This window comes from Candidatus Eisenbacteria bacterium, assembly GCA_013140805.1.
Taxonomy (GTDB): domain Bacteria; phylum Eisenbacteria; class RBG-16-71-46; order RBG-16-71-46; family RBG-16-71-46; genus JABFRW01.
The window spans coordinates 1-12,429 of sequence record JABFRW010000080.1; the positions used below are offsets into that span (position 1 = coordinate 1).

7 protein-coding genes are annotated in these 12,429 nt (G+C 66.9%); 2 read left to right on the forward strand and 5 right to left on the reverse strand.

Translation table 11 applies throughout. The features are described from left to right. The 5 genes from HOP12_07140 to HOP12_07160 form a co-directional block, all read right to left on the reverse strand. Positions 1 to 340: hypothetical protein (locus HOP12_07140; GenBank protein NOT33929.1), on the reverse strand; the 340-nt coding region annotated here is incomplete at its 3' end. A gap of 3 nt (positions 341 to 343) precedes the next feature. Further along, positions 344 to 1,759: a transcription termination/antitermination protein NusA gene (gene nusA, locus HOP12_07145; GenBank protein NOT33930.1), complete on the reverse strand. Its 1,416-nt coding sequence runs from the start codon at positions 1,757 to 1,759 to the stop codon at positions 344 to 346. Next, positions 1,756 to 2,247, reverse strand: a complete 492-nt coding sequence (locus HOP12_07150; protein ID NOT33931.1) for a ribosome maturation factor RimP — start codon at positions 2,245 to 2,247, stop codon at positions 1,756 to 1,758. The genes nusA and HOP12_07150 overlap by 4 nt, the downstream gene beginning before the upstream one ends. Before the next feature lie 202 nt (positions 2,248 to 2,449). After that, positions 2,450 to 3,382, reverse strand: a complete 933-nt coding sequence (locus tag HOP12_07155) for a M28 family peptidase (GenBank protein ID NOT33932.1) — start codon at positions 3,380 to 3,382, stop codon at positions 2,450 to 2,452. Next, a complete protein-coding gene (locus tag HOP12_07160; protein NOT33933.1) occupies positions 3,382 to 9,666 on the reverse strand; it encodes a hypothetical protein in 6,285 nt (2,094 codons plus the stop codon). Before HOP12_07160 ends, HOP12_07155 begins: the two co-directional genes overlap by 1 nt. Positions 9,667 to 9,802: 136 nt before the next feature. Here HOP12_07160 and HOP12_07165 point away from each other — a divergent pair, with 136 nt between their 5' ends. Both HOP12_07165 and HOP12_07170 read left to right on the forward strand, forming a co-directional pair. After that, positions 9,803 to 11,191: a YjgP/YjgQ family permease gene (locus HOP12_07165; protein NOT33934.1), complete on the forward strand. Its 1,389-nt coding sequence runs from the start codon at positions 9,803 to 9,805 to the stop codon at positions 11,189 to 11,191. Beyond that, positions 11,188 to 12,267 carry a YjgP/YjgQ family permease gene (locus tag HOP12_07170; GenBank protein NOT33935.1) on the forward strand — a complete coding sequence of 360 codons (1,080 nt, stop codon included), beginning with the start codon at positions 11,188 to 11,190 and terminating at the stop codon, positions 12,265 to 12,267. The genes HOP12_07165 and HOP12_07170 overlap by 4 nt, the downstream gene beginning before the upstream one ends. The last annotated feature ends 162 nt before the right edge of the window (positions 12,268 to 12,429 follow it).

The following is a 12,429-nucleotide window of genomic DNA, read 5'->3' on the forward strand; positions in this document are numbered from 1 at the left end:
GGGTGACGGCGTCGTCGGGGTGGCGGGGCGCGTCACGGGCGCCGGAGGCGCGGCGGCTGCAGCGGCCGCAGCCTCGGCCGCCGCAGCTGCCTGGCGCGCGCTCGTCACGCGCACGCTGCAATTCCTGTTCGTGCTTGCGCGCCTGTTCTTCTTTGACCGCAGCGGTGCCTTGCGCGATCTCCCCGCGAATCTTGTCGACCACCTCGCTTGCGAGCGTGCTCATGTGGTTCTTGAGCTCCACTCCCATGCGGCGAGCGATCTGCTGGACCGCCTCGCTCGACATGCCGAGTTCCTTGGCGATCTCGTAAACGCGCGCTTTCTTCTCGGTCGACTTCGGCACTTCTTACGCTCCCTGGGTTTCGCTCGCCGCCGGCGGCGCCGGCGCGATCACCTCACCCGCGAGCGCCTCGGCGTCTCCGGATGCCTCTTCACTCGCCGCCGCACTGACGGACGGGTCGGGCGCTTCCATCTCGGGTGTAAAGGCCTCGACGGCAGCCGGCGCCTCGGGCGGATGCGCCGCCAGATACTCCTGGGCGACCGTCACCACGCGCTCCGCGGTCTTTTCTCCGATGCCCGGAATCTCGACCAGCTTCTCGAGCGGCAGCGCGACCAGCTCCTGCACGGTCTCGATCCCAGCCGAGATGAGCTTCTCGGTCGTCGCTTCCCCGAGTTCGAGCTTCTCGACCTCGATGCGGCTCGCGCGTTCGAGATCGTGCCGCTTCTTCTCTTCGCTCTTGGAGACCAGATCGATCTTCCAGCCGGTCAGGCGCGCGGCCAGCCGCGCGTTCTGGCCGCCCTTGCCGATCGCGAGCGACAGCTGGTCGTCGGCGACCACCACCGACATGCGATGTTCGTCTTCGTGCGACTTCACGTCCAGAACCCGCGCCGGAGACAGCGCACGCGACACGAACACCGTGGCGTCCTGAGACCACGGCACGATGTCGATGCGCTCGCCGCCCAGCTCGCGCACGATGCTCTGCACGCGCGAACCCTTGAGCCCCACGCACGAGCCCACGGCGTCGACGCGCGGATCGTTCGAATACACCGAGATCTTGGAACGGAAGCCCGCCTCGCGCGCGACCGCCTTGATTTCGACGATGCTGTCGGCGATCTCCGGCACCTCGGTCTCGAACAGGCGCCGCAGGAAGTCTGGATGGGTGCGCGACAGGATGACCTGCGGCCCCTTGAGCGACTTGTCGACGTTCAGCACCACCGCGCGCACGTAGTCGCCCTGGCGGTGATACGACCGCGGGATCTGCTCGCGCGCCGGCAGGAAACCCTCGGAGTGGTCGAGCTTCACGATCACGTTGCCGCGATCCACCTGCTGAACCACGCCGCGCACCAGCGAGCCGATCTTGTCGGAATACTCCTTGAAGACCTTCTCGCGCTCCGCCTCGCGTACGCGCTGGATCAGCACCTGCTTCGCGGTCTGGATCGCGTTGCGCCCGAACTCCGCGATCGAGAGCGGGAACGACAGCACCTCGCCGACCTGCGCGCTCTTGTATTGCGGATAGGCGCGCGCTTCGGCGACCGTGACCTGGAATGCCGGATCCTCGACTGCCTCGACCACGTGACGCTTGAGCGTGATCGTGATCTGTCCGGTCTCATTCGAAAACTTCACGTCGACGTCGGCGGTCGCGCCATGCTTGCGGCGGACGGCGCTGGCGAGCCCGGCCTCGAGCGTTTCCACCAGCAGCGCGCGGTCGACGGACTTCTCCCGCGTGATCTGGCTCAACGCATCGAGGATCTCGAAACTCATCGCTTGCCTCCGTCCCGACGCAGCAGCGCCCAGGGATCCACCACGAGTCGGGCGTCCTTGACGTCCGCCCACTCGAACCAATGTTCGATGCCATCTTCCGTTCGCAACCCGGCGCGGCCGTCGTCCGAGGGGACCAGCAGCTCCCCGACGAAATTCCGGCGCCCGTCGTGCGCGTCACGCGTGGTCAGCGCCGCGCGCTGGCCCACGAACCGCGAAACCGCCTCGATCGAGCGCAGTGGCCGATCGATGCCGGGCGAGCTGACTTCGAGCTGATAGCCCCCCGGAACGGTCTGATTCATATCGAGACAATCCGACAACCGGCGACTGAAACGCGCGCAATCCGAGATCACGATTCCGCCCGGCCGATCGAGCAACACCCGCACGATCCGCTCTCGTCCCTGGACGTGGAACTCGACGTCCACCAACTCAAAATCGTCGTCCTCGGCGAGCGGCCGCGCGAGCCGCCGAACCTCTTCCCGTACATCCACGTTCCAGGCTCCCGCAAAGATGAAAAATGGAGTGGTCGCACCAGCCCCACTCCCGGCCCGCAAACTACAGGACCGCACGCCCCGAGAGCAAGTGCCGGGCCGCTCGAGAACCGCGCCGCGAGGCATCGCAGACGGCGGCGGCGAACCGCGTCAGAGCCGCGTCAACAGCGGGTCCGCCGCATGCCGGCGGGGTCGAGCGACGCTAACGTGGCCGTGCGAGCGAGCTGGCGTAGACGATCCACGCCGCCACCCGGGCGACCTGGGCCAGGCTGGCGCCGGAGACCTGGTCCGGCGTGTCGGCGAGCGTGTGCCAGGCGGGGTAGTCGAAGTCGATGATGTCGACCGCCGGGATTCCCGCGTCGAGCAACGGCAGGTGGTCGTCGGTCACCCGGTAGCGAACTCCCGGCTTGAAGCCGGTGGAGCCGGTCGCTTGCGCCGCCTCGGCGACCAGCGCCACGAGACTCGCCGCTCGTTCGCTCGAGTACGCCTCGGGATGGATCTGAAGGTCGCGGTCGCCGACCATGTCGAATACGAATGCGGCGATCGGCAGCGGCGCGACGAGCCGCGCCGCGTATCCCCGCGCGCCGAGCGAATAGGTCTCGGGCTCCGACGGGCGCCCGAGGTCCTCCCCGTCGAAGAACACGAGGTCGACGCGAATCGGCGCGCGATGTTCGGCCAGCAGTTCTGCGACTTCGAGCAGCACGGCGACCCCCGAGGCTCCGTCGTTGGCGCCCGGGATCGGTTGCGAACGATTCTCGGCCACCGTGTCCATGTCGGCCACCGGTCGGGTGTCGAAATGGGCGGCCAGCACCACGTGCCGTTCGCCCGGCCCGCCGCCGGCCGCTTCGAAGTGGCCGATCAGGTTCTCGAGCGAGACCGGCCGACCGAGCGTCGAATCCACGAATGGCTGGCGTTCGACTCGCGCTCCGAGGCGCGCGAGTTCCGCGGCGATCCAGTCGCGGACCGCTGCGTGGCCCGGAGTCCCCGGAACCCGCGGCCCCTGCGCGACCTGATGCACGACACGGGCGTGGAGTCGCACGGGGTCGACCGCGGGCAGCGCCGCGCGCTGCGTGCAACCCGTCGCGCACGCGAGTGCGAGGACGCCTCCCCACTCGAGCCGTCCTCGTGCGCGCATCAGAACGTGAACTGCGCGCGCGCCGAGATTCGCAGCGAACGCGTCGTGATGGTGGTGAGCAAGTTGCGGTCCTGACGGAAACCGAGTTCCAGGTTGCCGGTGACGTTGTCGCTGAAGCCGTAGGCGCCGGTGGCGTTCGCGGACATCTGATCCTTGTCGTCGAGCTGCTGGATCAGCCGAATTCCGGGCTGACGCTGCTCGACGCTGGTACGCGAGTAGGTCGCGGTGAAGCCGAGATCGACGCGCTGCCGCACCGTGGTCTCCTTGCCGAACATCACGATCTTCTGTCCCTGCGAATACGAGCGATTGAGGCTCATCTGAATGTCGGTAAAGCGATCCACCCGCTGCAACGACACCAGATACCGCTCGTTCGACTCGGTGGTGCGGCGTTCGATGCGAAGCTCGCCGCGCGTGCCGTTCTTGAGATCGCCGCTGAACTTGAGCAGCGGGCGCCACTCGCTGGTCCTGGTGTCGCGCGTCGGCCGATCGGAGTTCAGGTACTCGGTGCTGGTCGAACGGACGTACGCGGTCTGGAATTGCGGATTGTTGAACACCCGCTTGAGCTGGAGGATCTCGGGGACGCGCCCGTAGTTGACCTCGACGTCGGGAAACCGCAGCCGATCCGAACGGCTGCGGATCCCGGTCGAGATCGAGCGCCGCGAGCCGACCTCGAGTCGCGAGCCGAGCGTCGCGCCGAATCCGACATCGATGCGCGAGTTGGCGCTCGAGGACCAGTCGTCGGACTGGTCGGTCCGATTTCCGTTGGCCGCGCTCGTGAGCCCGCTGCTGTCGCGCTGGAATCCCGGATCGTGCGAGAGCCCCACCATGTACAGCAGATCCGGCGCGTCATCGAGTCGGGTATGCGAACTGCTGCGGATCAGGCGCGAGTCGGTCGTGATGTTCCCGAGTCGCGCCGCGAGCCGCCGCCACAGTGGAACCAGCGAGCCGCGGCGGCGCACGCTGTCGCGCGCCGCGGAGTCGGCCTTCGAGATCTGGCCGATCGGCGCCCGCGACGCCAGCGCCGAAGTCGAGATCCGATCGAACGGCAAGGGCAGGCTCACGGTCAGGTTCATGCCATTCGTCACCGCGCGAGTGCCGAGATCGGACGAAAGTTCGGGGCCGTTGTTCTGGTTGTAGTTCGAACCCAGCGAGATGATCGGGCGGACCCACGGACCGAGACGCTGCGGTGCCAGACGCGACTCGAAGCTCTGGCGCCACGCCACCACTCGGCCCAGGTTCACGAACCCCAGCTGTTCGCGCTGATCCTCCGGAAGCGTCAGGTTGCGACGCGCCGAAAATTCGTGACGGATCAGGTCGATGGGTCGAGTCGAGGCGCCGAAGTCGATCGACGCAGTGCGCCCGGAATTGAACGAGGACGGCGCAAGCTCGCCGTTCGAGCCGGGCAGGCGTGCGTAAGTACGCGCTTCGGACGTCGCGATCGCGTAGTTCCAGTAGAAGCGCTCGGGCAGCGGGAACATCTTGGTCTTGGTGCCTGGAATCAGGAACGACACCAGACTGCGCGGCGTGATCTGATAGTTGACTGCGCCGCTCAGCGAACTCGAGGTGTCGGCGTTCGAAGGGCTGATCGACTGCCGGCGCGTCTGAGCGAGCGAGGCCGTGATGCCGCCGAGGGTGTAGCGCAGGAACGGATTCGAGCGGTCGCTCCACGCACGCGAATAGCCGAGCGAATAGCCGAGATTGTTGGTGCGACTCTCGCTGCGTCGCGCGACCTCGCCGGCCCTCACGACGTCGTCTCCCGCGGTGAAGCGCGGGCTCAGCGTGTTGCTCTGGTACTGGACGCCGAGCGGCAGCACGATGCCGGTCGCCTCGAAGAATCGATGGAGATCGAAGGTCGAGCCGAGTGCCAGCGCGCTCGACTCGGTTCCGGTGCCGCGCTGCTCGCCGACGCTGAGGAAGTCGGGGCCGCGACTGTTGTAATTGAAGTTGTAGCTCATCAGGTTCGACAGTCGGCCGTTGATCTGCACGCGCTGAGCGCGGTCGGTGTCGCGCTTCACGTCGAGCGCGCGGATCTCGTTGACCCACAACTGGCCGGCCGGAAACGTACGGGTCGGATCTTCGTTGACGACGCCGAACGAGATGCGCCTCAGGCGTGTGAACGAAGGTCGCCCCTTGATCGCGATCGTCGAGCCCGGATAGCGACTCGGTCCCGGCGCGCGGAAGAACACGTCGCCCCCGAACGGGGGATACGCCGGATCGAGCTTGAGCGCCGACAGCTCGGTGAGCTCGAGACGCAACTCGCGCCAGTCGATCTTGCCGTCCGACCGCATCGGCAGCGGGGCGCGGAACTCGTAGTAATTGGTGCCGCGATCGTCCGACGCGAAGCGCACGAAGTAGCGCAGCGAATCGATCCCCGGCACGTAGCCGGGCACGTCGAAGCCGGTGACGAAGAAGTTCAGCGCTCCGTAGCGTGTGTAGTCCTCGTCGATCGAGAACGAGCGATAGACCTCGAGCGAGTCGCGCGGCCCGAGGTTCGCGAACTCGAGCACGATCGACTGTTCGCGCCGCTGCACCGCGCGGCTGCCCTCGCGTTGCTCACCCGGATCGAACGGCGAGCTGTAGATGTCGGCGTTGTCGGTGTTGTTGAGCGTGGTGATCGTGCTGGTGGTGCCGCGCAGCTGCTGCGTCGTGTCGAGGTCGGCGGCCTTCCAGCGACTGCCGACGATCGAGACGTCGCCGAGCACCACATACGGCCGGCCGGTGTTGTCGCCCACCAGCGGCGGCAGCGACGGGTCGGGGTCGGGCTCCATCACGCCGTCGAGCCACACCCGCACATGGCGCGCCAGCGTGAGGTTCGGCGAGCCGAACTGGGTGCGCGAAACGTGGCTGATCGGGATGCGGTACAGGCGCCAGCCATTCTCGGCCGGAATCGGGTCGTTGTTGTTGACGTAGCGCGCGCCCTCCGCGTACGACGAATCGACGACGAACGGATCGTTCGCCGGATCGAGCCCGAGGTCGATGGTGTACTCGAAGTAGTCGTTGGAAACGTCGAGGCCGGTGTTCAGATTGAGGTCTTCGGTATCGATCCGATCCGAGCGGGTGCGATTGTTCTCGCGCCCGTTGATCCCGCGCCAGCGTCGCGGATCGAAGTCGTTCCGAAACGCCTCGTTCGGCAGCGAAAAATCGTCGCCATTCAGATCGACGCCGCCCGCCGTCACCAGGTCGGGGGCCGGCGTGGGATTCTCCCTGCCGTTCTCCTGCTGATCCACGCCGGTGTCTTCGTTCTTGGGGCTGGTCCCGGTCGTGACCTGCAGCACGCCATCGAGCGGCGCCTGGTCCTCGGAGTCGAGCGATCCGTTCGGCGGCACGTTCGGCGCGCGCTGCTGATCCTCGCTCACCACGCCGAGGTCGAGGTGCAGTTTCACGTTGCGTCCGCGCAAGCGCCCGCCCGGCGCGTCGGAACGGAACGCATCGCGAAAGTCGTTCACCCACACTTCGATGAACTGGGACCGCGACAGGTCGAGCCCCTGCTGATCGAGGACGTAGGTCAGCCCCGTCCACAGCGTATCGGTCGGGCTCGCGGCGGCCGGTCGGCGCGGGATCGAGATCGCGAGCGCAGGGTGATTGTTGCTCGCCCCCTGCTGGTCGAGCAGGTAGGGACGCAGATCGCGCTCCAGAATCGAGGTCAGCGGCGTGAACCAGTGCACCTCGGCGTTGACGCGCGGGCGCTCGACGCCCGGCGCATCGACGCGTTGGGTTCCCACGCGCAGAGGAACGCTCGACCATTGCCATCGTTCGGGACTCATCGAGAGCGTGACCGCGTCGCGAGCGCCCTCCATGTCGTCGATGTAGACCTCGTTGCGGGTGTTCGGATTCGGAAACGACGCGCCCATCTCGGCGTTGAAGTAGAACTCCGAGGGCGCCGTGGTGCGCACCCCGGGCAGGCCGTCGACCAGACGCGTCACCCAGTCGGGGCGAAATCGCCACTCGGTGTTCAGGTCGCCGATGATGGTGCGGCTCGGTTCCTCGCCGAGGCGCGGCCTCAGGTCCTGCGCCCCCTTGCTTTCGTACATGAGCGCCCCGCCGACGCGCTTGTCACGCCCCTCCCACGAGAACGCGCTGCCGACCAGCGTTCGACCAGCCTGTGCGAACAGCGGCGCGTAGGCGTAGTCGATGTTGAGCTGGTCGGAGGGCCCGAGGCTGCGGATCAGCGTGATGCGCCCGAGGTCGTAGTCGATGCGATAGTCGACGTCGCGTCGCCACGTCTGACCATTCACGCGCACCGCCTCCGAGCTCTCGAGAATGTTCGAGCGGCCCAGTACGATCTCGCTGCTGGCGCGGGAGGCCGTGAACTTGAAGTTCAGCCAGTAGCGGCGATCGTTCTCGCGATTGACGATGCGCTTGTCGTAGATCGACCGGTTGGCGCCGTTCGGCTGATCCTCCGGGCCGACCAGCGAATCGCGACGCGACAGCAGGCGCGAAACCGCGCGGTCGAAGGGTCCCGCCCCGTCCGCGTCGGTCAGCCGCGGCGCGAACGGCCGCAGGTCCTTGAAGTAGAGCAAGCCGCTCGTGATGTCGACCAGCGGTCGCGTGGCCTGAATCGGTGCGGTCGTGACGTCGACCCGGCCGTCGTGCCCGAAGCGGCCCGAGGTCACCACGCTCGTCTCGTCGTAGTTGTCGAGCCCGAGCAGCTCGAGGTACGGAAGCACCTGGCCGCCCGACAGGTAGGTGACTTCGGGCGGATCGTCGTCACCGCGCTCGATCGACATCTCGAAGGTCTTCAGGTCGATGCCCTGGCCGCCGAGCGAGTAGATGTTCTTGAGTTCGAGATCGCGCAGCACCACGAACGGACTGGTGCGATCGAACAGCTCGGTGTTGCTCACCACCCGAAGCGAGTCCGATTTCGAGCGCAGCAGCTTGAGTCGCAACGATTGCGTTCCGTCGATCTCGGGGATCGAATCGCCGCCGACCGCGATCATCGGACCGGTGCGCACGCCGTTCACGTCGCCCTGGTACCGATAGGAGGCCGCGAGCATCTGTCCGTCGCCGGTCACGCGGCTGCGCAGCTTGATGATCAGGAAGCGATCGCCGTAGAGATCCGGAATCACTTCGTATTCACCGCCCGCCCCCGGTCGCAGCGGCCGAAAGTTGCCGCGCACCATGTTCGCGCTGTCGGACGGCGTGACGGCAAGCGTCGGATCGATGTAGGCCCGCGCCCGCACCAGACCGGCGGTGTTCAGATACGACCCCTCGTCGAGGAACAGCTGGATGCTCGGCGGGTCGATGAACTTCCACGGCTCGAGGTTCGGATCGTAGAGGAAGAAGTAAGTGCCCTTCTCGTAGTCGAGATCCGCGATCGAAGGGCTCTGCTGATTCGAGCCGCCCGCGTAGCTCGCGCGCTCGCTGCGCCCCTCCTGCTTGCTGGTCAGCACCGTGACGTCGAACGGCCCCATGCGGGTCGCGAGCTTGGCGCCGAACAGTCCTTCGTTCCGGCCGCTGTACGAGACGAACTGGGTGCCCGGCAGGGTGAGGTTCGTATTGCCGAGATCGAGGCTCTGGACCAGATCGTCCTCGTCGCCCTTGTAGTTGATCGCGATCTTGTTCTGAAGCGGAATCTGGAACGCGGAGTTCTGCAGCAAGTTGACCTTGACGCGGTCCGACAGCTGACCTTCGACCTGGATGTTGAGATCCTGCTGAACGTTCAGGGTCGGAAACAGCGAGCGACGCTGGCCGAGCAGTCCGGTCTGCTGATTCGTCCAGTTGCTCTGCCCCGAGATCGACAGGTTCGCCGAGCCGAACACGTTGATCGCAGGGCTTCCGGATCCGAGCAGCGCCCGCACCGGGCGCGGCAACACGTCGGGCAGCGGCAGCGAGAATCCGCTGCGGGACCCCCCGACCACCCCGCTCGCGGCCGGCGTCGAGGACAGCACCGCTTCGATCGCACGCTCACGCCACAACTTCTCGAAGGTGCGCGCGCGCAGGTCCGCGGCGAACGCCGCGGTGGTCGGGCGCGCGGTCGAGCCGAGCGGAACTCCCGAACTCTCGATCGAGTAGCGCACCCGGCCGGCGGTGGCGTCGAAGTCGACCTTGACGCGGCGCGGGTCGTTCGCGATCGAGAGGGCGACCGGGCGGGGGCCGATCGCGGGCAGCGCCGCCCTCAGGAACCGGCTCTCGAGCACGAACACGCTCGCGGGGCGAAATGGCGGTGGGATCGTGTCGGCCGGGACGGCCGCTTTGGGCCTGAGTGCTTTGAGCCACCCGAGCGCAGGAATGCCCGGAGCGGCCAGCAACAGCGCGGAAAGCGGAAGGGCGATGAGCGTATGCATCCCGGTGGTAAATGCCGAAAGCGCTCCCCGGAGGGGAGCGCGCGCGCGACCGTAACAGTCCAAGCCTTGACGGTCAAAGCCCTTACAGCCGGAAAGCGGTCGCCGGTCGAGGCTCGATGGAGTAGGCTGCCCCCCCGTGCGGCTCCTTCGTAGTTACATCCTCCGACTGCACCTGGTTCCGTTCCTTCTCGGCTTCGGCGTCATCACCTTCATTCTGGTGATGGACACCGTATTCGACCATCTCGACCTGATCGTGAACCGTGGGGTTCCGGTCGTCACCGTGGTCGAGCTGTTCCTGCTGTCCCTCGGATTCGTGATCGCCCTGTCGGTGCCGTGCGCGGTGCTGGTCTCGGCACTCATGACGTTCGGACGCCTGTCGCAGGACAACGAGATCACGGCACTGCGGGCGAGCGGCGTCCATCTGTTCAGCGTGATGATCGGACCGCTGATCGCCTCCGCCGTGCTCGCGATGACGCTGGTGGGCTTCAATCACTTCGTGTTGCCGGAGACCAACCATTCGTTCGCGACGCTGATGCTCGACATCTTTCGCATGCGCCCGACCGTACGGCTCCAGGAAGGCGTATTCATTCGCGACTTCCCGGGATACGACCTGCTGGTGCGTTCGGTCAACGGTCGCACCAATGAGCTGCGCGGGGTGATCATCTATCAGCGTGAGCCGGGCACTCCGCCCAAGACCATCCTGGCCGAGAAGGGTCGGCTTTCGTACACGCCCGACGGCGCGACCGTGATGCTCGAGCTCGAGGACGGCGAGATCCACGACGTTCCCTCGGAGGCCGGCGACGCGAGCCGCTACCGACGGCTCCGCTTCAAGCGCCACGTCATCAACATCATGGGCGCCGGCGGGCTGCTCGAGCGTTCGGTTCGGGAAGTACGGGGCAATCGCGAGATGAACGCCTTCATGCTGCTCGCCCAGCGCGACACCACGGCTCGCCAGCTGCGCGAGGCGACCGCGAACCGGCGCCATCGACTCGAGGCGCTCGGAGCCTCGAGCCCGCTGCTGCGCGCATTCGATCAGTCGCAGTCCCGTGCCGGGCCCGGCGTGGGCTCGCTGTTCGCCCGCGTGATGTTCGGAGCCGATCCGACCCGACGCCTGACGAAAGACCGTCCCGACCTGCGCGGCGAGCTCGATCTGTGGCAGGTCGAGCGCGGCGCCCACTTGAAGCGCATCGCGAACCTGTCGGTCGAGTTCCACAAGAAGCTGGCGCTGCCGTTCGCGTGCGTGGTGTTCGTCCTGATCGGCGCTCCGATCGGGATGCGGGTGCGACGCACCGGCCCGGCGGTGGCGTTCCTCTCGGTGGTGTTCTTCCTGTTCTACTGGCTGTGCCTGATCGGCGGCGAGGAGCTCGCGAACCGGTTGTGGATCACGCCGTGGCTCGCGATGTGGCTGCCGAATGCGATCCTCGGCCTGCTGGGCCTGCGCTGGACGCTTGCGGCGTGCGAGGTCCGGCTGCCGTGGCACCGCCGCACCAGGTCGTCCCCCGCCGCGCGGCCGGCGCTCGCATGAGAATCCTCGACCGCTACATCCTGCGCGAGTTCTCGATCTACGTGGTGCTCGGGCTGTTCGGTATCTGCACGTTGTTCGTGATCGTCGATGTGTTCGAAAAGATCGACGTGTTCCTCGACAATCGTGCGCCGATCGCGCTGATCCTGCGCTTCTACGCGTATCGGGTGCCGGAGTGGTCGGTGCTGGTGATGCCGATCGCACTGTTGCTCGCGACCTTTCTCTCCATGGGTCAGCTCAACAAATTCGGCGAGCTGACCGCGATGCGGTCGAACGGCATCTCGCTTTTGCGCATCCTGTCGCCGGTGCTGGGACTGGCCGCGCTCGCGACGGTGGCGGCGTTCGTGTTCAACGAGGCGGTGGTGCCGCACGCGAACCGCGAACGCGATCGCATCTACCGCGAGCGGATCCGCCATATCCAGCGCCCCCCCCAGTCGGAGCGCGCCGACGTCACCTACCTGGGACAGCGCGGACGCATCTTCTACATCCGGCTCTACGTGATCCCCGAACGGCGCATGCACGAGGTCACGATGCAGGAGTTCCGTGCCGGGAATCTGGTGCGCCGCATCGACGCCGCCGAGGCCACCTGGCAGGGTGGACGCTGGGAGTTCACGAGCGGTTTCGTGCGCACGTTCTCGGGCACCGTCGAGAAGGCCGAGCCGTTCGCGCGCCTCGCCGTCACCGGCATTCTCGAGCGTCCGGAGGACTTCGCGCGCGAGACGCGCGAGCCCGACGAGATGAACGTGTTCGAGCTGCGCGACTACATCACCCGCCTGCGTTCGAGTGGCGCACGGGTTGCGAACTACCTGGTCGACCTGCACGCGAAGCTCGCGCTACCACTGGTCAATTTCATCGTGGTGCTGATCGGAGCGCCGCTCGCGACCCGCCTGCGTCTCCAGAGCGCGGCACTCGGATTCGGACTCTCGATCGCGATCGCATTCGTGTTCTACGCCTTCATGCGCGCCGGTCAGGCGTTCGGACACAGCGGCGTGCTGCCACCGCAATTGGCGGCGTGGCTCGGCGATCTGGCGTTCGGAAGCGTCGGCCTGGTGATGATGGTGCGCGCGCACCGCGAGTAACCGGGGCGGCTCACACCTCGAACGCCGCACTCATGGAGTCGAGCGTGGCACACCACGTGACGTCGCGCGCGTAGTCGCGGCCCATCGCCGAGAGGTCGCGTCCGTGGCGCGAGCCCTCGACTAGCGATCTCACCGCGCCGGCGTCTCGCCCCTCGCGACGCC